Origin of the sequence: Rhodococcus sp. O3, from assembly GCF_048897285.1 — a bacterium.
Classification (GTDB): domain Bacteria; phylum Actinomycetota; class Actinomycetes; order Mycobacteriales; family Mycobacteriaceae; genus Rhodococcus.
On sequence record NZ_JBMBTE010000001.1, the window covers coordinates 68,644 to 90,974 of the forward strand.

At 67.1% G+C, this 22,331-nt stretch carries 20 protein-coding genes; 2 read left to right on the forward strand and 18 right to left on the reverse strand.

The annotated features are described in order from the left end of the window. Positions 1–80: 80 nt before the first annotated feature. The 18 genes from ACN675_RS00340 to ACN675_RS00425 form a co-directional block, all read right to left on the reverse strand. The gene (locus tag ACN675_RS00340; protein ID WP_420749002.1) at positions 81–1,769 is read right to left on the reverse strand and encodes an FAD-dependent oxidoreductase; all 1,689 of its coding nucleotides are present in this window, start codon (positions 1,767–1,769) and stop codon (positions 81–83) included. Positions 1,770–1,771: 2 nt separating this feature from the next. Beyond that, the gene (locus ACN675_RS00345; protein ID WP_420749003.1) at positions 1,772–2,239 is read right to left on the reverse strand and encodes a nuclear transport factor 2 family protein; all 468 of its coding nucleotides are present in this window, start codon (positions 2,237–2,239) and stop codon (positions 1,772–1,774) included. After that, a complete protein-coding gene (locus tag ACN675_RS00350) occupies positions 2,236–3,066 on the reverse strand; it encodes a mycofactocin-coupled SDR family oxidoreductase (RefSeq protein WP_420749004.1) in 831 nt (276 codons plus the stop codon). Before ACN675_RS00350 ends, ACN675_RS00345 begins: the two co-directional genes overlap by 4 nt. Positions 3,067–3,172: 106 nt before the next feature. Beyond that, positions 3,173–4,444, reverse strand: coding sequence for a cytochrome P450 (locus ACN675_RS00355; protein WP_420749005.1), 1,272 nt, complete (start codon positions 4,442–4,444; stop codon positions 3,173–3,175). Further along, positions 4,431–5,516, reverse strand: a complete 1,086-nt coding sequence (locus tag ACN675_RS00360; protein WP_420749006.1) for an LLM class flavin-dependent oxidoreductase — start codon at positions 5,514–5,516, stop codon at positions 4,431–4,433. The genes ACN675_RS00355 and ACN675_RS00360 overlap by 14 nt, the downstream gene beginning before the upstream one ends. A gap of 24 nt (positions 5,517–5,540) precedes the next feature. Next, entirely contained in the window at positions 5,541–7,139 is a 1,599-nt protein-coding gene (locus ACN675_RS00365) for an AMP-binding protein (RefSeq protein WP_420749007.1), read from the reverse strand. Then, on the reverse strand, positions 7,136–8,590 hold the full coding sequence (locus ACN675_RS00370) for an aldehyde dehydrogenase family protein (protein WP_420749008.1): 1,455 nt from the start codon (positions 8,588–8,590) through the stop codon (positions 7,136–7,138). Before ACN675_RS00370 ends, ACN675_RS00365 begins: the two co-directional genes overlap by 4 nt. Further along, complete coding sequence (locus ACN675_RS00375; protein WP_420749009.1) at positions 8,587–8,907, reverse strand: AtuA-related protein; 321 nt, start codon at positions 8,905–8,907, stop codon at positions 8,587–8,589. The genes ACN675_RS00370 and ACN675_RS00375 overlap by 4 nt, the downstream gene beginning before the upstream one ends. Further along, positions 8,904–10,226, reverse strand: a complete 1,323-nt coding sequence (locus tag ACN675_RS00380; RefSeq protein WP_420749010.1) for an acyclic terpene utilization AtuA family protein — start codon at positions 10,224–10,226, stop codon at positions 8,904–8,906. The genes ACN675_RS00375 and ACN675_RS00380 overlap by 4 nt, the downstream gene beginning before the upstream one ends. A gap of 100 nt (positions 10,227–10,326) precedes the next feature. After that, on the reverse strand, positions 10,327–11,538 hold the full coding sequence (locus ACN675_RS00385; protein ID WP_420749011.1) for a CaiB/BaiF CoA transferase family protein: 1,212 nt from the start codon (positions 11,536–11,538) through the stop codon (positions 10,327–10,329). A gap of 42 nt (positions 11,539–11,580) precedes the next feature. Beyond that, positions 11,581–13,062, reverse strand: a complete 1,482-nt coding sequence (locus ACN675_RS00390) for an aldehyde dehydrogenase family protein (RefSeq protein WP_420749012.1) — start codon at positions 13,060–13,062, stop codon at positions 11,581–11,583. A 1-nt stretch (position 13,063) separates the two neighbouring features. Next, positions 13,064–13,531, reverse strand: coding sequence for a MaoC family dehydratase (locus ACN675_RS00395; protein WP_016691775.1), 468 nt, complete (start codon positions 13,529–13,531; stop codon positions 13,064–13,066). Next, positions 13,531–14,421, reverse strand: coding sequence for an HpcH/HpaI aldolase/citrate lyase family protein (locus ACN675_RS00400; RefSeq protein WP_420749013.1), 891 nt, complete (start codon positions 14,419–14,421; stop codon positions 13,531–13,533). Before ACN675_RS00400 ends, ACN675_RS00395 begins: the two co-directional genes overlap by 1 nt. Before the next feature lie 9 nt (positions 14,422–14,430). After that, complete coding sequence (locus tag ACN675_RS00405) at positions 14,431–15,597, reverse strand: acyl-CoA dehydrogenase family protein (RefSeq protein ID WP_197251873.1); 1,167 nt, start codon at positions 15,595–15,597, stop codon at positions 14,431–14,433. A 21-nt stretch (positions 15,598–15,618) separates the two neighbouring features. Then, positions 15,619–17,295 (reverse strand): ATP-dependent acyl-CoA ligase, encoded by a 1,677-nt coding sequence (locus tag ACN675_RS00410; protein ID WP_420749126.1) that lies wholly within the window; start codon positions 17,293–17,295, stop codon positions 15,619–15,621. Continuing rightward, positions 17,295–18,320, reverse strand: coding sequence for an LLM class flavin-dependent oxidoreductase (locus ACN675_RS00415; RefSeq protein WP_420749014.1), 1,026 nt, complete (start codon positions 18,318–18,320; stop codon positions 17,295–17,297). The genes ACN675_RS00410 and ACN675_RS00415 overlap by 1 nt, the downstream gene beginning before the upstream one ends. Before the next feature lie 27 nt (positions 18,321–18,347). Then, positions 18,348–19,121: an SDR family NAD(P)-dependent oxidoreductase gene (locus ACN675_RS00420; RefSeq protein ID WP_420749015.1), complete on the reverse strand. Its 774-nt coding sequence runs from the start codon at positions 19,119–19,121 to the stop codon at positions 18,348–18,350. 46 nt (positions 19,122–19,167) lie between these two features. Beyond that, the gene (locus ACN675_RS00425) at positions 19,168–20,331 is read right to left on the reverse strand and encodes an acyl-CoA dehydrogenase family protein (protein WP_420749016.1); all 1,164 of its coding nucleotides are present in this window, start codon (positions 20,329–20,331) and stop codon (positions 19,168–19,170) included. 179 nt (positions 20,332–20,510) lie between these two features. Here ACN675_RS00425 and ACN675_RS00430 point away from each other — a divergent pair, with 179 nt between their 5' ends. Together ACN675_RS00430 and ACN675_RS00435 are read left to right on the forward strand one after the other, a co-directional pair. Beyond that, entirely contained in the window at positions 20,511–21,032 is a 522-nt protein-coding gene (locus ACN675_RS00430) for a nuclear transport factor 2 family protein (RefSeq protein ID WP_420749017.1), read from the forward strand. A gap of 102 nt (positions 21,033–21,134) precedes the next feature. Further along, on the forward strand, positions 21,135–22,313 hold the full coding sequence (locus ACN675_RS00435; RefSeq protein WP_420749018.1) for a thiolase family protein: 1,179 nt from the start codon (positions 21,135–21,137) through the stop codon (positions 22,311–22,313). Positions 22,314–22,331 lie beyond the last annotated feature (18 nt).

Sequence of the window (22,331 nt, forward strand, 5' to 3'; positions counted from 1 at the left end):
CCCGATCATGCGCGTATGCCGCAAGACCCGGTCCGCGCCGGCAATCGTTGCCGACGCGTGCCGGGCCCTCCGGTGAATCGTCACGCCGTGGCCTGCTCCATCACGCCATCGACCGAATCGGACGACGATCCGAGCGGATGATCCGCCCCGCGCGCCGCCGCACGCCCCGCGCGATACCCGAACACAAGCGCGGGTCCGAGTGTCCCGCCCGCACCGCCGTAGACCATGCCCGTCGGGGCGGCCATCACGTTCCCGGCCGCGAACAGGCCCGGGATCACACAGTTGTCGACGTCGAGAACGGCGCCGTCCGCGTCGGTGCGCGGACCGCCCTTGGTGCCGAGTGTGCTGCTGTGGATCTGCACGGCGTAGAACGGCGCCCGCGCGACGGAACCGAGCGTCGATCCGACACCGGGGTACTCGCTCTTGTCGCCGACGAATCCGTCGTAGATGCTCTCGCCCCGGCGGAACTCGGTGTCGCGGCCGCGGGCAACGTCCTCGTTCCACCGCGCGAGCGTCGCCTCGAGTGCCTCGACCGGCACGTCGATCGACCGGGCCAGCTCTGCCGGGGTGTCCGCGCGGATCACCCACTCCGGCGCCTCGGTGCCCGGAGCCGCGCCGAACGCGCCGTATCTGTCGAGGTGGTCCGCGTCGAAGATCAGCCAGCACGGCTGGTTGAGGTAGTCGAAGTCGTGTGCGTCGAGCTGGTGGAATGCACCGCCGAGCGCGTTGTAGTTGGTCGCCTCGTTGGTGAACCTGCGACCGAGCCGATTGACCATGATCGAATGCGGGGCGGTGCGTTCGCGGTGCACGAGTTGCACGGCCTGCGCCCCGTTGGCCTGCTGCCCCGGCAGCACCGCAACGGGCGCCCACCACGCTTCCCGCATGTTGCCGAGCTGCGCGCCCACGCGCATCGCCATGCGGAGCCCGTCACCGGTGGACGTCGGCACCGTGGCGGGGTGCCGGAGAGGTCCTCGAAGAAAGTCGCGGCACAGGTTCTCATCCCATTCGAATCCGCCGGTGGCGAGCACGACGCCGCGTCGCGCGTGAACATCGCGGGTGCCGTCCGACCCCTCGAAGGTCACCCCGGAGATCCGGCCCTGCTCCCCGCGAAGCAGGCGCACGCCACGCTCGGAGGTGTACACGGCGACGCCGTCGTCCAGGCAGCCCTGGAGCAGCGCGCCGATCATCCCGCGGCCGAGGCCCTCCACGTCGGCGAGTTCCCGTTCGGCCAGCACCTCGGCCGGCAGATGGCCGGTGCCACCCCCGATCGGTGTTTCGCCCACCGTCATCCGTCTCGGCACTCCGACGAGCTTGCCTTTCCATCGCCCCAGATCGATGAAGCCGAACAGGCCCGGTTCGAGCGACCGTCCGCCGCCGGGCATACCACCGGGACGTTCGGGGTGGTAGTCGGGATACCCGGGAACCAGCTGCATTTTCAGGGGCGTGGTGTCGAGCCAGTCGAGGAGTTCGGGGACGGTGTCGACGAACGCTTGTGCCAGCTCCGGCAGAATCATGCCGTTCGACAGCGATTCGAGGTAGGCGAGTGCGTGTTCGCGGGAATCCTCGATGCCCACTTCGGCGGCGTAGCGATTGTTCGGCAGCCATGCCACTGCACTGGACAGGCACGTGGTTCCGCCGAGCAGTTCCCCCTTCTCGAACACCGCGACGGTGGCTCCGCTGCGCGCGGCGGACAGCGCGGCACACAGCCCGGCTGCCCCGCTACCGAGAACGACGACGTCGTAGGTTTCGGGACTATCGTTGTCCTGCATGGCTATACCTCGCTCGATGTGAGGTTCGTGAGAACCGTGCCATAGTGATGGACCGGCACTGCATACCGGACCTCGAGTCGCCGTTCGGCGAAGCGCCAGCCGTCGTCGCTGCGCACGTAGCGGTCGTGGTACCGCAACGCCAGCACATACTGCACTCCCCCTTGCGCGTACTCGACGTGACTCGGGACGACACCTCGGGCCGTGTTCTCGCCGGTGAAGTCGACGACGCCGGGATGTGGGGTGTGGATGCTGGCCCCGTCGTAGGTTTCGAGGGTGCTGCGGACATACGCGACGATGGCGTCCCGGCCGTGCAGGGTGCCGGACAGTCCGACGAGCTTTGCGTCGGGCGCGTACAGGTCGGCCAGACCGTCCATGTCGTGATCGTCGACGACGAGCGCATAGCGTGCTGTGAGTCCGGCGATCGCGACGACGTCGTCGGCCCGTCCGGGCCGTTCTCCGTGGCCGTTCACGATTTCACCAACGCGCCGGCGTCGATCGGCATGGCGATGCCGGTGACGTAACGGGACTGTTCGCCGGCGAGGAAGAGCACGGCGTTGCTCACGTCGTCGGGGTGCACGAAGGGAACGTCGAGGGCGTGCATGCCGTGCAGGAGGGGCTCCACGTCTTCGCGGGTGGGTTTGTCGGCGTCGGGCAGGAACAGTTTGTAGATGGCGTCGTTGAGCAGCATGCGCGTATCGACGTTGGTGGGCAGCACCGCGTTGACCCGAATGCCGTCCGGTCCCAGCTCGTTCGAGAGACTGCGCATGATGCCGAGAACACCGTGCTTGGCGGCGGCGTAGTGCGCATTGTTGGGTAGGCCCTTGAGGCCTGCGATCGAGCTGATGAGGATGATGCTGCCGCCGCCCCTACCGGCACGCAGGTGCGGAACCGACGCCTTGACCGTGTTCCACACGCCGGTGAGGTTGATGTCGATCATGTCGCGCCACACCTCGTCGGTGAGGTCCTCGACCGCATAACTACCGGCGATCCCGGCATTGGCCACGACGACGTCCAGGCGACCGAAGGTTTCGACACCGCGCGCGAGAACCTTTGTCACCGCGGCCGGGTCGCGAACATCCGCGACGTTCGCCTGGATTCGCCCCCCTTCGGCTTCGACGAGCCGTACGGTCTCGTCGAGGTCCGCCGGAGTGGCCATGTCGTAGGGTGCACCTCCCACGGGGGCACACAGATCGAGCGCGATGATGTCGGCTCCCTCACGAGCCAGTCGCACAGCGTGATTACGTCCCTGACCGCGCGCCGCCCCGGTGACGAAGGCGACCTTGCCGTCGAATCCCATGAACAACCACCCTTCAATCAATGAATATGATTATGCTCACATCGTCCGATGTCCGTCAACGCGATCTTCCGTATTCGGGATTCGAAAACTACTGGGGTACAACAGCTCACTGCGACCCCGAACGCACCCCGCCCCCGGAACCGCGCCGCGCCCCGGGAGTGAACCGGGCCGGCATCTTCTTCCAGCCAAGATTGACCGCTTGATGGGCGAACGGCACGACTCCGTCGTGCACGATCTCGTAGTCCGGCATCCTGCCGAGAATCTGGCCGAGCATCTCGACCGCCAGGGCACGGGCGATATGCGAACCGGCACAACGATGAACCCCCATCCCGAAAGACGTGTGCCTGTTCGGCCATCGCTCGATATCGACGGTGTCCGGATTCTCGAATGCGGCGGCGTCCCGATTCGCCGAGGCCCAGCTCAGCAGTACCCGATCGCCGGTGCGGAAACGGCGGCCACCGAACTCGACGTCACGGGTGACGGTGCGCGCCAATGCCTGGGTGGGAGAGAAGACACGGAGGAACTCTTCGACCGCGCGGGGAAGCTTCTCCGGGTGATCGATCAGGGCACGGCGGAGGTCCCGGTCGCCGTCGAGGTACATCAACGTCTGACCGACGAGCGACGCCGTGGTACCCACCCCACCCGAGATCAGCAGTTCCGCCATCCCGAACACCTCGTCGTCCGTCAGCGGACGACCGTCGACCTGCGAACCGACCAGATGGGTCAGCACATCATCGCGCGGCTCGACGCGACGCTGCGCGATCGCCGATCTCAACTGCCTTTCCATCCAGGGAAATTCGACATCGATCGCGTGCGCGAACTCCGCGGTGCCCGGAAGCTCGGACAACGCCGCGTGATGCGCGTGTGCATATCGTTCCCAGTCCTCGGGCGGCAGTCCGAGCCAGTCGATCGTCACCACCGCGGGCACCCCGATGATCGTCGCGAAGTCGCAACGACCGTCCTCGATCACCCGGTCGATGAACCACGTCGTGTACTTCTCGATCGTGGGGCGCAGACGTTCGACAGCGGCCGGTGCCGTCAACGGATTGATCAGTTTCCGGTACTTGCGGTGCTCCGGTGGGTCGAGCTCCACCGGAATATGATGGTTGACCGGAGTTTTGGGAATCACCGTCGCCAGGCCATCGCCCCCGTACGGGCACCGCGCCGACGAGAACACCTGATCGTCACGCGCGGCCTCGAACACGGTCTCGTAGTCCGTGAACACCCAGAAACCGTCGTGTCTCGGCGAACGGACCACCGAGCCGAGTTCACGCAGGCGCCGATAGGACGCCACCGGGTCGACGGCATGCTCGGGCGAGTTGTGGTCGAAATCGACTTCGGGACAAGCCGGCTCGACGATTGGATCATCGAGGGACATCACACCGCTCCTGTCGGGTCGGAAACCGGCCGTCCGGCCGGCTCTCGAGTGAATGCGCGTCGATCGCGGTGATCTCGTTCAGGCCGGGAACGATGTCGCGTCCCAGGTCGTCGAGGTAGGCCACCACCTCGTCCGAGCTCATGTCGGGCCACTGGGCGCGCACGATCACCGGATCCACCGGCACCTGCGCGGCGAGATCTCGCAACTGCGCCAGGCATTCGCCGGGGGTGCCGACGATCGCTTCCTTCTCCGCGACCTTTCTGAACTGGTCCCTCAGGGCGTCGGCGTCCCGGGTCATCAGTTCCCGCTGCGCGTACGCCAGCAGGCGGTCCCGGGCCATCGATTCGAACCGGGCGAATGCCGCCTCGGTCGTGCGTCCCGGCACGATCTCCCGTCGCAACGGATGCCTCGCCACCAGTGGCCGGCCGTGCTTCCGCCGCGCCTGCGCATACACGTCGAACATGCGACGCATGTCCGAAGTCCTGGTTTCCGGCGTCACCGGCCATGCGTCGCCGAGCCTCGCCGAGCGCCGCACACCCGAATCGCGCAGCGCACCGATCCAGATCGGCGGATAGGGATCCTGCCACGGCCGGATGTGGGTCCGAACTCCGTCGAGGGTCCAGAACCGGCCGTGGAAGGTCACTTCGTCCTGTGTCCACAGCATGCGCACGATCTGCAGCGCCTCGTCCATCATCGCGAACCGCCGATCGAAGTCCACACCGAACGCGGTGAACTCCTCGCGGCGGTATCCGGCACCGGCGCCGACGACGAGTTGCCCCCGGGCGAGGATGTCGAGGGTCGCCAGTTCCTCGGCGAGCGCGACCGGGTGGAACAGCGGAACCTGCACCACCATTGTGCCGATCCGCACCCCGGGATCCAGTTCGGCCGCGATCCGGGCGAGCGTCGGAATGGGTTGCAGCCAACGCAAATTGCCGTACAGGTAGTGGTGTCCCATCACGATGTAGCGCACCCCGTTGCGCTGTGCGGCCTCGACCTGCCTCAACAGACCGTCGAGGTGCTCGCGCGGCGACAGTGTGGTGTGCACGTCGCCGAGGATCACACCGAGTTCCATCCCGCTCTCCTATCCCGCTGGTGCCTACACCTCGTTCGCCAGCAACGCCCGCAGTCGCGCCTTGGCGACCTTGTCCAACGTCGAACGCGGCAACTCGTCGACGAGCCGGATCTGCCGCGGCCTCTTGAAGTCCGACAGCATGCGTTCACACGCCGCCTCGATGTCGGACACGAGACCGTCCGCCGCCCGCTCGGCGGCGATGACGAACGCGACCGGAGCATCGCCGAGCATGTGGTCGGGTGCGGCGACCACCGCGACCTCCCGCACACCCGGCACCGCCGCCACCACCCGCTCGACCTCGGCCGCGGCCACGTTCTCGCCGCCCACCTTGAGCATGTCCTTGGCCCGCTCCACATATCGGAGCCGACCCGCCTGATCCCGGCTCACCCGGTCGCCGGTGCGGAACCACCCGGACTCGGTGAACGCGTCGCGGGTGGCCTCGTCGTTCCGGTAGTAGCCCGCGAACAACGACACGCCGACCACACCGCGCACCCACAGTTCCCCCACGACGCCCGGCTCGACGGCGAGCCCGTCCTCGTCGACCACCGCCACCGCGTATTCGGGTGCCGGCAGCCCCATCGTCCCGTCCGGGTCGGGATGGGCGAGCTCGCTCACCACCGGGTGCGACACCGTCTCGGTCATCCCGAACCAGCCGGTCGTGCGAATACCGGTGGGGCCCCACAGCACGCTGGTGCTGCCCGACCAGTGCCGGTACCGGTGGTCGTAGGGGACGGGGCGGCCGGCGAGGGCACGCAGCATAAACGACACCACCGACACCCACGTACAGCCGTGCCGCACCGACACATCCCAGAATCGGGACGCCGAGAACCCGGGTGTGAGGACGATGCTCGCCCCCACCCACAGCAACCCGAGGAACGAATAGCCCAGCGCGTTGGTGTGGAACAGGGGCAGCGTGATCAGCCCGGTGTCGTCCGGGCGCAGCCCCGCGTGGGCCGCATTGGTCCGGGCCGCCCACAGACAGTTCGTGTGTGTCCAGACCACCGCCTTGGGCCGGGCCGTCGTACCCGACGTGTACTGGATGGTGGCCGCTGCCATCGGATCGATGCGCACCGGGGTGGGGACGTCCGCGATGCCGGTGAGCTCAGCGAGGGGGCCGTCTGCGCCGTCACCGAACGCGTCGGTTCCGGTGGTCGTCACGGTCCACGACAGGCCCGGCATCGCCGCCGCGACCGCTTCCGCGAAGCGGGTGCCGACGAGCGCAGCGCGCGGCGCGGCATGCTCGTCGAAATAGGCGAGTTCGTCGGCGCTGCTGCGCGTGTTCAGGCACACCGCCACCGCGCCGATCGACACGATCGCCGACCATCCGGCGAGGAAGTCGGGGCAGTTGTCCATCAGCAGTACGACGCGATCGCCGGGTGCGACGCCGCGCGCCTGCAGCCCGGCGGCGAGCCGGTCCACGGCGACGCCGAACTGCTCGTATGTCCACGACTGCGCCGCGGCACCCGTGTGGGGTTCCCACGTCAGGAACACCCTGTCCGGAACGGCGTTGCGGTACCGGGCCAGAAGCCACGGCACAGTGCGGTCGCCGAACGGCGCGCGAATCTCGTCGCCCGGAGAACATCCGGCGACAAGCGGATACGCGGGAGCGACCACGGCGTTCACGACGGCACCTGCCAATTGAGGTGCTTGATCCGGAAGAACTCTGCGAACCCGTCCTCACCCATCTCGACACCGGTGCCGCTGCGTTTGGAACCACCCCACGGCACGTCGGGGCGCATCGGCCCACCGCCGTTGATCGCGACGGTGCCGGTGTCGAGGCGTTCGGCCACGGCGAGCGCCTCGTCGAGGTCACCGAACACGCCGGCGTTGAGTCCGTACGGGGAGTCGTTGGCGACGGCGACGGCCTCGTCGACGGTGCGATACGGCAGCACCACCGCGACCGGTGCGAACAGCTCGTCGCGGCAGATCTCGTCGTCGTTGGAGACGCCGGTGACCAGGGTGGGGGGCAGGAACCAGCCGGGTCCCGCGGGACGTTCCCCGGCGACGGCGACGCGGCCCCCACCCGCGACGGCCCGGTCGAGGTAGCCGCGAACCTGCGCGAGATGCTCGGCCGAGATGAGCGGCCCGACCTCGGTGCGTTCGTCGAACGGATCACCGGTCGGCACCGATTCTTCGATGAACGCTGCTGCCCGGCCGAGGAATTCGCCGACCCGGTCCTCCGGCACGAGGATCCGGGTCGTGGCGCCGCAACCCTGGCCGGCGTTGCGGCAGAAACGCAGGACCGACGGCCCGACCGCGGCATCGAGGTCTGCGGACGGAAGCAGGATGTTCGGCGACTTGCCGCCCAGTTCGAGCACCACCTTCTTGTGGGTGGCCGCCGCCTGCGCCATCACGGCGGAGCCGACTGCGGACGAACCGGTGAAGCTCACCATGTCCACGTCGGGGTGCGAGCTGAGGACGGTGCCTGCCTCGGGGCCACCGAGGACGAGGTTGAGCACCCCCGGCGGAACCCCGGCTTCGTCGGCGAGCCGCATGAACGCCAGCGCGGTCAGAGCCCCGCGCGGAGACGGCAGCAGCACGACGCTGCATCCCGCGGCGAGTGCGGGCGCGACCTTCCACGAGATCATGTTGAGTGGGTAGTTGTACGGGACGATCGCCGAGACCACCCCGATCGGTTCGCGCACCAGCACGCTGTCCGATGCGACCGGTCCGCGGATCCCCGGCAACTGCTCGCGGTAGCCGCCACGTGGGCCGCGCTCGGCGGCATCGGCGAACCAGCGGAAGTTCACGGCGGGCTGGCCCACCTGCAGGGCACGGGTGAGGGTGATCGGTGAGCCGACCTCCCGCACCACGAGGTCGACGAGCTCGTCGGCGCGATCGTCGATCAGGTCGGCGATTCGGCGCAGCACCTTGGCGCGCCGGTCGGGTTCGGCGGTACGCCACGCCCCCGCGTCGAAGCTGCGACGGGCGGCCCTCACCGCCGCGGTGACCTGCTCGGCGTCGGCCTGATGCCACCGGGCGATCACCTTCTCGGTGGCGGGGTCGATCGAGTCGACGGGCTCGCCTCGGCCGATGTCCCACCGTCCGTCGATGTACACCGATGCGCCGTTCACGACCGCACCTGCATTTCGGGAAGGTCGATGTCGAGAATCAGTGACTGGTAGGACTTTCCGTGCGGGTCCACTCGCAGCGACTTGGACACGCCCCCGGCCAGGGCTTCGGTGAGGACGAAGTTCAGGCAGCAGTTGACCGGGATCTCGTAGCGCGTCACGGTGCCCGCAACGAGATCCCCGAACGTCTTCGCGACGAGTTCGGCGGTGAGCACCTCCCGCAGCCACTCGTAGTCACCGTCGTCGTGGGGGAACACGCAGATGTTGCTGACATCGCCCTTGTCACCCGAGCGGCTGTACGCCACCTCGCGCAGTTTCATGCCGAGATCACCTCCACGGACAGCGGCACGTCGCTGCGCGGCAGCAGCGCCGGTGTCACCACGATCGCGGGCACGACCGAGGTGACCACGCCACCGCCACCGGCCGGCCCGAAGTACAGGTATTCGATTTCGTAGGCTGCCGCCTTGGCGACGTCGGCGTCGAGGGCGCGGGCGGCGAGCCGCAATCGCACCTCGGCCGGTTCCCCACCGCGCATCCGATCACCGAAAAGAGTGTTCACACCGTGCAGTTCGATGCGCAGTTCCTCGATGCGATCGCGGATCGGCTCGAGCCTCTTCCGCACGATCTCCTCGGCGCGGCGCGCCCGATCGACGCATCCCGGTCCGCCGTAGGAGATTTCGGCCACAGCTTTGTAGCCGAGATCGACACCGACGAGCACCTTCAACGTGTCGGGCCGCGCCGCACCGCGCGCGCCGGACAGACGCACCCTGTCCGCGCCGATCTCCTCGACGTGCACGCCGCTGAAGTCTGCGGTCACGTCCGGCGTGAGATACTGTGCCGGATCGTGGATCTCGTAGTAGAGCTGCGTGCGGGTGGTGCGCACGTCCACCGCACCGCCGGTGCCGTCGAGTTTGGTGACGACCAGTTCGTCGTCGTCGATCTCGGCGAGCGGGAAGCTCAGGTTGTGCGGGTCCGGCACCACCCGATACGGCGGATCCTCGAAATTGCCGCCGGTGCTGTGCACTCCGCATTCCAGGAGATGCCCGGCCAGCGTGGCCGTGGCGACCCGGTCCCAGTCGTCGAGCGACCATCCGAGTTCGTGGCAGATGGGGCCCACGAACAGCGACGGATCGGCCAGTCGCCCCCCGAGAACGATCTGCGCGTCCTGCTGCAGGCATTCCACGACCGGGTCGGCGCCGATGTAGGCGTTGGCGGAGACGATCCGGTCGCCGAGCGCGCGGGTGGTGGTCCCCAGTTCGGGTAGCTCGAGGTCGTGCGTGAGCACGGTGTCGCGGACATCGTCGCCGCGGATGATGCCGATGCGGGTGCCGGTGATACCGAGCCGGGCGAGACCGGCAGCGAAATCCGAGGCGGCCGCGTCGGGGTTTGCGGCACCGAAATTCCCGACCACTCTGCCGCCGGCTTCGAGGAAGGTCTTCAGGATCGGGACGAGCGCGCCGATCCGCTCGTCCTGCCCGGCAGCCGGATCGCCCATCCGACGGATCTGTGCGAGCGCCATGGTGCGCTCGGCGAGACAGTCGAAACCCATGTAGGTGACGCGTCCGCTGTCCGCCATCGCGGCAGCGGTGTCGAGCCGGTCGTTGGCGTAGGCCGAGCCCGATCCGATGTTCAGGCGCATGGTCGTGTCCCCTCCTGGTGCGTCGTCTGCTGCATCGGGGCATATTCGAGTCCGGGTCGAGTTCGCGGCGAACTCGACCCGGTCGTCGGGATGTGGGGATCTACGGTGCGCTGATCACCTCGGCCGCGGCGAGCGCGGCGAGATCGTCCGCAGAGAGGCCGAGACGAGCGGCGAGCACCTCGTGGGTGTGCTCACCGATCGTGGACACACCGTCATAGGTGGGTCCGGCGTAGCTCCCCAGGTGCAGAACCGGACCGGGCGTGAGCACGCCCTTCATGATCTCGTTGCCGGTGATCTCGACGAGGGTGCGTTCCTGGAAGTGGGGGTCTGCCACCACATCCGCTGCGTCGTTGACCGGCGCCGACACGACCTCGAACTTCTCGAGGGTCTCCAGCACGCTTGCGCGCGGCATCGAGCCCACCCATTCCTTGACGAGGGCCTGCACCTCGTCGTTGTTCTCGAGCCGAGCCGCGTTGGTCGCGAACCGCGGGTCGTCGATGATCTCGGGTTTGCCCATCGCGGCGAACAACCGCTTGGCGATGCCTTGGTTCGACGCGGCGATCGACAGGAATCGTCCGTCCTGCGCCTCGTAGATTCCTCGTGGCGAGGCCGCTCCGGTGGCGTTGCCGATGCGCTGCTGGATCTCCCCGAGGGCGGTGTAGCGCAGGAACATGTCCCCGATGATGAACATCAGCGGCTCGTACAGCGCGACGTCGACGACATCACCCTGTCCGGTGCGTTCCCGCTTGTACAGGGCCATGGACACACCCATCGCGGCCGACAGGCCGGCGATCGAGTCGGCGAACCCGAACGGCGGCGACGTCGGCGGCGAATCGGGCCAACCGTTGACGTGCGCGAATCCGCTGGCCGTTTCCGCGACGGTCCCGAACCCGGGCAGTGTCCGGTTCGGCCCCGTCTGACCGAAACCGGACACGCGGGCGAGGACGAGGCCGGGGTTCTCGGCGCTGAGTGCCTCGTACCCCAGACCCCATTCCTCGAGCCGGCCGGGACGGAACGACTCGACGACGACGTCGACCTCAGCCGCGAGCTTGCGCACCAGTTCGCGGCCCTGCTCCGAACGCAGGTCGATGCCGAGCGACTTCTTGCCGGCGTTGAGCCTCGAGAACCCCAGCGACAGGCCCTCCTTCTGCGGCACCCACTGGCGGGCGAAGTCACCGGTCGTCGGATCTTCGACCTTGACAACCTCGGCACCGAAGTCGCGCAGCATGCGTCCCGCGGTGGGTGCCGCGTACATCGTTCCCAGTTCGAGCACCTTGATGCCCGCGAGCGGGCCCACACCGGATGCGTTCATCGTCGTCTCCCAGGTTCTAGCGTCGAATAGCGTTGGTGGGGATCAGATCCGCCACTGGATGTGCTTGACCTCGAGGTATTCGCGCATACCCCACTCACCGAGTTCACGGCCCACACCGGACTTGCCGTAGCCACCGAATGGAGCGTCCGGCCGCATCGCGCCGCCACCGTTGATCCACACCGTGCCGGCGCGGATCTGCTCGGCGACGCGGCGCGCCTCGACGAGGTCGTCGCACCACACGTTCGCGGCGAGACCGTACGGGGTGTCGTTGGCGAGGCGGATGGCTTCCTCGGTGTCCTTGAACGGCAGGATCACCGCGACGGGACCGAATATCTCCTCCTGGACGGCGCGGGCGTCGTGCGGAAGATTGCCCAGCAGAACAGGGTTGACGAACCAACCCCGCTCGGGCAGCGGCTTGGTGACCTCGAGCAGCTTCTTGCCTCCGTCGGCGAGCGAACCGTCGATGTAGCCCTGGACCCGCGCCTGGTGATCGGGCCTGATCATCGGCCCGATGTTGGTGGCGCGATCCCACGGATCTCCCACCACCATCTGATCGAATGCGGATGCGCCGGCTTCGAGGAATTCGTCGTAGACGGCCTCGTGGACGAGCAGGCGTGCCAGCGCCGCGCAGCCTTGGCCGCCGTTGCGGGACCAGCGCAGGTGCATCTCGACGGCGATCTTCTGCACGTCCACCCCGGGCAGGACGATGTTGGGCGACTTCCCGCCGAGCTCGAGGGTCACACCCGCGAGGTTCGCCGCAGCCTGCTCCATGATCTTCGCGCCCACACCGTCGGAGCCGGTGAACGAGACCCGGTCGACACCGGGGTGCGACGACAGCCGCTGTCCGACGTCGGCACCTCCGACGACGACGTTCATGACGCCCGGGGGCAGACCGGCTTCACGGATGAGGTCGCCGAGGAACAGCGTGGTCAGCGGGGTGCGCGGCGACGGCAGCAGCACCACCGTGCAGCCGGCGGCGAGTGCGGCGCCGAACTTGAAGATCGCCAGGTTGAGCGGGTAGTTGTAGCCGGTGATCGCCGCAACCACGCCGACGGGCTGGTACACCACGTCGCTCATGGTGGGGACCGGCTTGTCGTACTCGCCGAGGTGGATCGTGCGGTCGGTCTTCGCGGCTTCCGCCGCCCACCGCAGGTGCTCGTCGACGGCCATCTTGACCTGGAGGTATTCGGCGAGGGAGACGGGGGTGCCGACCTCGTTGACGATCGAGGGCAGCAGCCGGTCGGCGGCCTTCTCGAGCACGTCCGCGAAGCGATGGATGTGGCGGGAGCGTTCCTCACCGCTGAGTGCCGACCACGCGGGGAAGGCCTCGCGTGCCGCTGCGACCGCGGCGTCGACCTGGTCGAGGGAGGCTCCGCCGACCGTGGCGATGACCTGCTCGGTTGCCGGGTTGTACACGTCCCAGGTGTCACCGGCGGGCTCGACCTCGCGGTCGCCGACGAGCAGGGTGCGAGTCTCGGGAACCCAATCCTTCAAGGGGAATTCGGTCTCGGCTGCTGCAGTCATCTCAGGCACCTTCCTCCGTCGTGGGACGCTTCATCATCAGGCCGACACGTTCGAGCAGGCAGACGAGTTCGTCGCGCTGGTTGAATCCCTTGTGCTCGAACCACACGATGCCGCTGTCGGTGCGGCTCTCGGATTCACGCTTCTTCAGAATGGTGGTCTCCGCGCGCAGGGTGTCGCCGTGGAAGACCGGGTTGGGGAACTTGACCTTGTCGTAGCCGAGGTTCCCGAGGGTGGTCCCCATGGTCAGCTCGGGAACGTGGAACGCACCGATCAACGCGACGGTGAACAGGCTGTTCACCACCCGCTGCTTGTGGATCGTCGTCTTGCAGAATTCCTCGTCGAGGTGCAACGGCTGGATGTTCATCGTCAGCGAGGTGAACATCACGTTGTCCATCTCGGTGACGGTGCGGGTCATCGCGTGCTTGTAGTGCTTCCCCACCTCGAACTCTTCGAAGTACAACCCGCGCATCAGCGTTCACCTTTCCTCGAGATTGCCTCGGCTCGATCGAGCCATTGAATTGCCTTGTCGTAGTGAGCCTTGTCGATGTGCAGCCCGCGATAGCGGAGCGCACCGACACCCTCGGCTTCGGCCTTCTCGTAGGCCTCGGCCATCCCCCGGTAGAACTCGAGGTCGTCCTGCGACGGGCTGAACACGTCGTTGACCGTCGCCACGTGCGTGGGATGGATCGCGATCATCCCGCGGAAGCCGAGTTGCCTTCCGCGGACCGCGAACTCGCGCAGACCGTCGAGGTTCTCGAGGTCCTCCCACAGCCCGGTCAGGGCATGGATGCCCGCTTCGCGGCACGCCAGCAGCACCCGGCTGCGCAGATACAGCGTCTCGAGCCCTTCGGGTGTCCACTCGTAGCCGACCTCGCGGGCGATGTCGGCGTGTTCGGCGGACGGCCCGATCATGGCACCCACCCGCGGTGACGCCGACGCGACCTCACGGCTGTTCTGGATCGCCTTGACCGTTTCGACCGGCACGATGTATTCGAGACCGTCGACACCGTTGCGCATCTCGAAGTGGTCGAGCAGCGCGTCGTATTGCAGGACGTCGGTGGCCTGCTCGATCTTCGGGGCGAAGATCCCCGTCAGCCCGGGCACGACGACCGCTTCGAGATCGGCGCCGGTCAGGCGTGTGGCGAGCGGGTTCACCCGCACGAACAAGCCGACATCGGTGTTCGTTTCACGCACGCGTGCAATGGATTCGGCGACGGTGGCCCGCGCCGCTTCCTTTTGCGCTGCCGGCACCGAGTCCTCGAGATCGAGGACCACGCAGTCGGCTCCGGCCGCGATGGCCTTGTCCACCCACTGCGGGCGGTGCCCCGGGACGAACAAGATCGAACGATACGGCTGCACGACGTCCTCCTAGTAGCTGCGGGGCAGGCCGAGCACGTGTTCGGCGGTGTAGTTGAGAACCATTTCCTGACTGATCGGCGCGATCCGCATCAGGCGCGCTTCGCGGAAGTACCGCTCGACATGGAATTCCTTGCCGTAGCCGAAACCGCCGTGCGTCTGCAGTGCCACGTCGGCGGCGTAGAAGCCGGCCTCCGCGCACAGGAACTTCGCGGCGTTCGCCTCGCGACCGCACGGCAGTCCCTGGTCGACCATCCACGTGGCCTTGTCCAGCACCGCTTGGGCCGCGTCGAGACGGATCCGGGCCTCCGCGAGCTGGAAGGCGATGCCCTGGTTCTGTCCGATGGGGCGACCGAAGACCTCACGCTGCTTGGCGTAGTCGACGCCCCGGCGCAGCGCGGCCTCACCGATGCCGAGAGCCGCGTTCGAGGCAATCACGCGTTCGGCGTTGAGACCACCGAGGATCGTGCGGAAACCGTGGCCGACCTCGCCGACGACGTCTTCGTCGGCGACGAACAGCTCGTCGATGAACAGCTCGTTGGTGTCGACCGCATTGCGGCCCATCTTCGGGATGGGCCGGATCTGCACCTTGTCACGGTCCATCTCGGCGAACATCAGCGTCATGCCGGCGGTGCGCTTGGCGTTCTCGTCGCGCGGGCTGGTGCGGCACAGCAGGAGCATGCGCTCGGCCTCCTGCGCCTTCGTGATCCACACCTTCTTGCCGGACACGAGCCACCCTCCGTCGACCTTCTTCGCGAAGGTGCGGATGTTGGTCGTGTCGGTGCCGGCATCGGGTTCGGTGACGGCGAACGACGTGTGCAGCTCACCGGTGACGACGCGCGGCAGGTACTTGCGCTTCATCTCCTCGGAACCGTGGTGGATGATCGGCTCGAATCCGAAGATGCCGATGTGGACCGCGCTGCAGCCGCCCATCCCCGCACCCGAAGCGGCGATCTCACGTTCGACGATCGCGGCCTCGGTGACGCCGAGGCCTCCGCCGCCGTATTCCTCCGGCACCGTGAGGCCCATCCAGCCGCCGTCGGCCATCGCGTTGTAGAACTCCCACGGGAACTCGTGGGATTCGTCGTGTTCGGCCCAGTACTCGTCGGGGAATCGCTTGCACAGCTCGCGAATTCCCTTTCTGATCTCTTCGTGGGTCTCGTTGGGGGTGAAGTCCATCTCGAAAGCCTTCCTCGGCTGTCAGACCGCCGGCACCGTAGCGCGGTCGATGTCACGAACCGCGGTGCGGTCGTACGTGTCGGGGGTGACGCCCTCTTCGCGCAGGGCGGCCTTGCGCACCTTCTCGGACGGCGTCTTGGGCAGTTCGTCCACGAAGCGCAGGTAGCGGGGGATCGCGAATGCCGGCACCCGGCCGTCGCACCACGAGAGAATCTCCTCGGGATCGGGAGTCCCGTTGCCGTTGCACACGACGGTGGCGAGCACTTCGTCCTCACCGCCCTCGACGTCCGCCGGCACACCGATCACCGCGCATTCGACGACCGCCGGGTGGCCCAGCACCGCCTGCTCGATCTCGTAGGAACTGATGTTCTCGCCTCGGCGACGCAGCGCGTCCTTGTAGCGGTCCACGAAGTAGAACCAGCCGTGCTCGTCCTTCTTCAAGGCATCGCCGGTGTGGAACCACAGGTTGCGCCACACCTCGAGGGTCTTTTCGGGCATATTGTAGTAGCCCATGCTGCAGGTCCAGGGCTGGACCGGGCGGACCACGAGTTCACCGACCTCTCCGATCTCGACCTCTCGGTCGGTTTCCGGATCGACCAAGCGGATGTCGAACCATTGTGACGCGGCGAGCCCCGCGGCGCCCGGCGGACGCGGCACACCGTAGGGGGCAATGATCGGTGCGCACGTCTCGGTCAGCCCGAACGCGTCGACGAACGCTTCGATGCCGTAGCGCTTCTTGAAGTCCTCGACGATGGAGCTCGCCGTCGGCGCAGCGTAGACACACCGAAGCTGGTTGTCGAGGTCGTTGTCACGCGGCGGCTGCTTCCAGGCGAAGTCCATCATCACGCCGACGAAGTTGGTGACGGTGACGCCGTCGTCGCGCACGTGGTCGATCCACCGGCTCGCGCTGAACTTCGGGCGGACCACTGCCCGCGCGCCGGCGATCAGAGCCGGGTACACGGCCATGAACTGGGCGTTGCCGTGGAACAGCGGCGTCGTGGTGAGGTACGTGTCGTCCTTCGTCAGCCGGGTGAAGCAGACGACCTCCTGGGCGAAGAAGTAGAGCTGGGAATGGGGCATGGCCACACCCTTGGACGGGCCGGTGGTACCCGACGTGAAGAAGATGGCACCGAGTTCCTCGGGCGCCGCCTTCGGCAGGTCCGTGATCTCACCGGTTTCGAGCGTCTCCCACTCATCGGCTTCCCAGCCGTGCAACCTCAGGAGTTCGATTGCGGCACTGCGGTTTCCGCTCGAATCGTCGATGACCCAGAACTTCTCGATACCCCGGGCGTGTTCGGCGATCGCGACGAACCGCTGCGCATAGGCGGCGTCGATCACGGCCCACCGAGGCTCGACGGTGACGACCTGATGGCGCAGGAACTCGCCCTCGTAGTTGGTGTTGATGGGCACCTCGACCAGGTTGCCGACCGCGGCCGCGAACCAGGTCCGCACCAGTTGCGACGAGTTCTGCGCCATGATCACGACGCGGTCGCCCGCGTCGGCGCCGTCCCGGTACCACTGGCTCGCGATCGTTTCGGCCGACCGGAGCATCTGCGCGTAGGTGAACCGGCAATTCTCGTCCGGGGTCACCAAGAACTCCGAATCCGGCTGGGATGCAGCGTATGTCCTCAACACGTGATCGAGAGTCCAGGTCTCGGGATCCGGGAACGTGGGCTGGAGATCGGTGTAGGTCTGCATCATGTCAACTCTCGGTTCGGGGGAATCGCAGTGATCGAGGGGACCACTTCCTTGCCGAGTCGAGCGATGGCGGCGATCGTCTCGTCCGCGTCCATCGTCGGCCACTGCGGTCGCATCAGCAGCGGATCGACAGGAAGTGTGGTCACGAGATCGGTGAGCTGCGCGACGACCTGTTCGGGATCGCCGACGACGGCGTGGCCCGACACCGCCTTCGCGAATTCGTTCTCGAGATCCGTCCCCTTCATGACGTCGAGTCCCTTGTTCATGTAGGTGAGGTAGCGGCCCTGTGCCACCCGCGCGTACTCCTGCATCGCCTCTTCACGGGTATCGGCGACGAGAACGTTGCGGCGCAGCGGTTGCGGGGCAAACTCCTTGCCGCGCTCCGCGAACAGGTCGCGAACGACGCGGAATCGCTCGAGGACTTCCTCTTTCGGGGTCTCCGGCGGAGTCGCGTAGGCATCGCCGTACTTTCCGGCGCGACGCACGCCGGCCATCGCATGCGCTCCGATCCAGATCGGCGGGTGCGGATCCTGCACCGGACGCAGATGCGGCTTGACACCCTCGAGCTGGAAGTACTTGCCCTGGAAGGAGACTTCGTCTTCCGTCCACAGCTTCTTCATGACCTGGAGCGACTCGTCGAAGCGCCCGGCCCGCTCCTTGAAAGGGATTCCGAGGTAGTCGAACTCCTCGGGACGGTATCCGAGGCCCGCACCGAAGATCAGGCGACCTTCCGTGACCACGTCGAGGGTCGCGATCTCCTCCGCGAGCATCACCGGGTGGTACAGCGGCGCAATCATGATCTGGGTGACGAGCTTGACGTTCGGCTCGACGTGCGCAGCCAGTCGCGCCAGCAGCGGTACGGGCTGCAGCCACCGCAAGTCCCCGTAGAGGAAATGCTGCCCGATGGCGATATAGGTGAACCCGTTCTCCTGCGCCGCGTCGACGATGCGCAGAACATCCTTGAACTGCTGGGCAGGACTGACCGATTTCGGTACGTCGCTGAGCAGTAATCCGACCTGAACCATTGTTCCGCTCCTCCCGTTGGCCCAGCGTTACTGTGCGGTGAGTCCGCCGTCGACCGGGATGGTCGTGCCGGTGATGTAGCTTGCGTCGTCGCTGTTGAGGAATGCGATCACCGAAGCGATCTCCTCGGGTTGCGCACCGCGCCCGAGCGGAATGGTCGCGACGAAGTCCCTGGTGAGCGCCGAGACGTCCGCACCGGGCTCGCGCCCGAAGAACTGCGACAGCATCGGCGTGACCACCTGGCCCGGGCAGATCACGTTCACGCGGATCCCGTCCTTCGCACCGACCAGCGCGAGCGAGCGAGCGAACGGAACGAGGGAGCCCTTGGTCATCGAATAGATCGGACTGAAGGGGGAGCCGATGAGCGCGGACGTCGACGAGGTCAGCGTGATCGAACCCTTGCCCTGGGCCTTCTTCAGCAGATCGAAGCCGAGCGTCGTGGAGTAGTAGGCGCTCTTGACGTTGACCGCGATGTTCTTCTCCCAGTCCGCATCGTCGATGTCGATGCCGCCGGGGCCGGGCATTCCCACCTGGGCGTGCAGCGCGTGGAGCACGCCGTGCTCGGCATCGATCTTTCCGAACAGTGCGCGGAGGTCGTCCTTGTTCGTGGCATCGACCCGGATGGGGGTGGCCTGGCCTCCGTCGGCCCGGATCTCGTCGGCGACGGTGATCGCGCCGTCTTCGGACAGGTCCGCGACGTAGACGTGGCCGCCTTCCTTCGCGATCCGATGGCTGATCGCGCGGCCCATTCCCGAGCCACCACCGACGATGGCGGCGATGCGCCCTTCGTATCGACCCAACATGTCGTTCACCTCGTCCTTCACAGAAGCTTGTGGTTGCTTGTCGTCTTCAGGACCGCTGATCGAAGGTGCGGCCCAGCAATTCGGATACGATTCGGGTTCGCTGCATCGTGGGCGTTCCCCCTGCGAGCGCCCATCCGTGTGAATCCCGGTGCAGGCGTTCGATTCCGAATTCTTCGGTGTACCCGTTTCCGCCGTGCAGCTGGATCGCCATGTCCGTCACGCGCTTCGCCATCTCGTTGGCGGTGCACTTGGCGAGGGAGACCTCCAGCGGGTCGGGGAGCCCGTCCCCCATGTTGGCCACTGCCCGGTCGCGGAGCAGTCGCGCAGCCTCGACCTGCAGAACCATGTCCGCCAAAGTCATCTGGACGGACTGGAACTCGACCAGCGGCTTGCCGAACTGGTAGCGCTCCTGCACGTACGCGACGGTGCGGTCGAGCGCTTCCTGGCCGATCGCCAGGCTCATGGTGGTGTTGCCGAGACGCTCGATGGTGAAGGCACCGAACAGCTTCTTGAAGCCACCGGCCTCGGCCACCACGTTCTCCTCGGGCACGAGAACGTCGTCGTAGAAGATGTCGGCGGAAGGGATGCCACGGAAACCCATGAGCTTCTCCCGGGCCCCGAAGGACATTCCGGGCCGGTCGGCCTCCACGAGCACCGCGCCGATACCCTTCGAGCCGGGCGCGTCGCTCAGCTTGCAGTAGGTGAGGTAGACGTCGGCCTCGCTGCCGTTGGAGATCCAGCGCTTCATCCCGTTCACCACCACCCCGTCGGCGGTGCGGACCGCCTTGGTGGTCATGTCGGTGGCGGCGGAACCCGCATCGGGTTCGGAGATGGCGACGGCCATCGTGATCTCGCCGGCGACGATCCCGGGCAGGAACGCCTTCTTCTGCTGCTCGGTGCCCATGAGGGCGATCACCTGGGCGGGACCGGTGTTGGATTCGAAGATCTGGAATGCGGCAGGACGGCAGACCTTGGCGAACTCCTCGATCACCGCGAGGGCGTGCGACAGCGGCGCTCCCGCCCCGCCGTACTCCTCCGGCAACGAGATTCCGAGATAGCCCAGCTCACCGAGGAAACGGCGCTCTTCGTGCGGAAACGCGGTGCGGTCGAGGTCCCATTGAGCCGCCTTCGGCGCGTAACGCTCGCGGGCCACCTTCGCGGCGGCTGCACGGATCTCGCGGAGTTCGTCCTCCACCCCTGGATTCCACATGGGGCCACCTTTCCTGTTCATCATTAACCTAGAGATTGAGGTCGATGTGGTCAAGGTCACTCACGCCGACGAGTGGATACTAACCATGATAATGATTAAGACGCAATCGCTGGAGTTCCGACACGGCGCGCCGTCCGCGCCGAAACTCCTCCAGACCAGCGCTCACCTCGGAGGACCCCATGCCGAACGACTTCGACCTCGAACAACTCGGCGCGCTCACCCGCCGCATAGAACGACTCGAGGATCGCGCCCGGATCCAGGATCTGATCGCGGCGTACGCCATCGCGGTCGACGACCGGGACCTCGAGGCCGTGGTCTCGATGTTCACCGAGGACGGTGAATTCGTTCGCGCCGGCACGGCCTCCCGGGGCAGGGACGCGATCCGCAGTTTCTACAGCGAGGCCATGAACCGCTACTCGCTCACGCTGCACCAACCGCTGAGCGACCAGATCAGCCTCGACGGCGATCGCGCCCGCGGAATACTCACCGGCCGCGCGGAACTCGCGCTCGACGGCACGCTCGTACTGGCGTCCTACCGGTACGCCGACGAGTACGTCCGCAGCGACGAGGCCTGGCTCTTCGCCCGCCGCGACCTGCGATTCCTGTATGCCGTACCCATCGACGACATGAACGACGGCGTCTGCGCGACCGAACGCATCCGCTGGCCGGGGACGCCTCCGCGCGTCGGAGATTTCCTGTAGGCACCGGACGATCACCCCGGTGTTGTGACACGCGCCATATCCATCGCACAGTGTGATCTATACTAACCATCATCATTAATTCTCCATTCGGGAGGCTTCCCCATGACCCGTGCCGTGATCGTCGATGCCGTCCGCTCCCCCGTGGGCAAGGGCAAACCCACCGGCGCCCTCGCCGGGACGCACCCCAGCGACCTGCTCGCCGCCGTGCTCTCCGGCCTGGTTTCCCGCAACGACCTCGATCCCGGAACCATCGACGATGTGATCGTCGGCTGCGTCAACCAGTCCGGCGAACAGTCCGCGACGCCCGGCCGTCAGGCACTGCTGGCAGCCGGCTTCCCCGAACACGTGCCTTCGGTGACCGTCGAGCGCAAGTGCGGTTCCGGTCAGCAGGCCGTGGACTTCGCGGTCCAGGGCATCGTCTCCGGTGCATACGAGATCGCCGTCGCGGCCGGCGTCGAATCCATGAGCCGGGTGCCCATGGGTTCCGCCGCGATGGGCAAGGACCCGCACGGCAGCGGCGTCCGCGAGCGCTTTCCCGCGCTGGTACCGCAAGGGATCGCAGCCGAACTCGTCGCCCACAAGTGGGCGCTGAGCCGCGCCGAACTGGACGACTACGCCGCGCGCTCGCACGAGCGTGCCGCCCGCGCGCAGCGCGAGGGCTGGTTCGATTCCGAGATCGTGCCCATCGTGACCCCGAACGGCACCGTGTCGGCGGACGAGACGATCCGTGAGGGCACCACCGCGGACGCCCTCGCGGGACTGCGCCCTGCGTTCGCGTCCGACGAGTGGCGCACCCGGTTCCCCGATCTCGACTGGAAGGTCACGGCGGGCAACTCCTCGCAGATCTCCGACGGAGCGTCCGCCCTGCTGATCATGTCGGAGGAGCGGGCCCGTGCACTCGGCCTTCGCCCCCGCGCGGTGATACGCGCCTCCGCGGTCGTCGGCGACGACCCGACCCTGATGCTCACCGGTCCCATCCCCGCCACCGAGAAGGTGCTGCACCGGGCCGGTCTGTCGGTGCGGGACATCGATGCGTTCGAGGTCAACGAGGCCTTCGCATCCGTTCCGCTGGCGTGGCAGCGCGAGATGGGCGTCCCGGACGATGTGCTCAACCCCGTCGGCGGCGCCATCGCGCTCGGACACCCGCTCGGGGCATCCGGCGCACGCCTGATGACGTCCCTGCTCACGCATCTCGAGCGGATCGACGGGCGCTACGGCCTCCAGACCATGTGCGAGGCGGGCGGAATGGCCAACGCAACGGTCCTCGAACGAATCCGATAACCGAACGAACAGGAGCCA

Bases quoted from the DNA above. Each gene is read 5' to 3' on its own strand.
- ACN675_RS00340 (WP_420749002.1), bottom strand. From the start codon at position 1,769: ATGCAGGACAACGATAGTCCCGAAACCTACGACGTCGTCGTTCTCGGT.
- ACN675_RS00350 (WP_420749004.1), bottom strand. From the start codon at position 3,066: ATGGGATTCGACGGCAAGGTCGCCTTCGTCACCGGGGCGGCGCGCGGT.
- ACN675_RS00355 (WP_420749005.1), bottom strand. From the start codon at position 4,444: ATGTCCCTCGATGATCCAATCGTCGAGCCGGCTTGTCCCGAAGTCGAT.
- ACN675_RS00360 (WP_420749006.1), bottom strand. From the start codon at position 5,516: ATGGAACTCGGTGTGATCCTCGGCGACGTGCACACCACACTGTCGCCG.
- ACN675_RS00375 (WP_420749009.1), bottom strand. From the start codon at position 8,907: ATGAAACTGCGCGAGGTGGCGTACAGCCGCTCGGGTGACAAGGGCGAT.
- ACN675_RS00380 (WP_420749010.1), bottom strand. From the start codon at position 10,226: ATGCGCCTGAACATCGGATCGGGCTCGGCCTACGCCAACGACCGGCTC.
- ACN675_RS00385 (WP_420749011.1), bottom strand. From the start codon at position 11,538: ATGAACGCATCCGGTGTGGGCCCGCTCGCGGGCATCAAGGTGCTCGAA.
- ACN675_RS00390 (WP_420749012.1), bottom strand. From the start codon at position 13,062: ATGACTGCAGCAGCCGAGACCGAATTCCCCTTGAAGGATTGGGTTCCC.
- ACN675_RS00395 (WP_016691775.1), bottom strand. From the start codon at position 13,531: ATGCGCGGGTTGTACTTCGAAGAGTTCGAGGTGGGGAAGCACTACAAG.
- ACN675_RS00405 (WP_197251873.1), bottom strand. From the start codon at position 15,597: ATGGACTTCACCCCCAACGAGACCCACGAAGAGATCAGAAAGGGAATT.
- ACN675_RS00410 (WP_420749126.1), bottom strand. From the start codon at position 17,295: ATGCAGACCTACACCGATCTCCAGCCCACGTTCCCGGATCCCGAGACC.
- ACN675_RS00415 (WP_420749014.1), bottom strand. From the start codon at position 18,320: ATGGTTCAGGTCGGATTACTGCTCAGCGACGTACCGAAATCGGTCAGT.
- ACN675_RS00420 (WP_420749015.1), bottom strand. From the start codon at position 19,121: ATGTTGGGTCGATACGAAGGGCGCATCGCCGCCATCGTCGGTGGTGGC.
- ACN675_RS00425 (WP_420749016.1), bottom strand. From the start codon at position 20,331: ATGTGGAATCCAGGGGTGGAGGACGAACTCCGCGAGATCCGTGCAGCC.
- ACN675_RS00430 (WP_420749017.1), top strand. From the start codon at position 20,511: ATGCCGAACGACTTCGACCTCGAACAACTCGGCGCGCTCACCCGCCGC.
- ACN675_RS00435 (WP_420749018.1), top strand. From the start codon at position 21,135: ATGACCCGTGCCGTGATCGTCGATGCCGTCCGCTCCCCCGTGGGCAAG.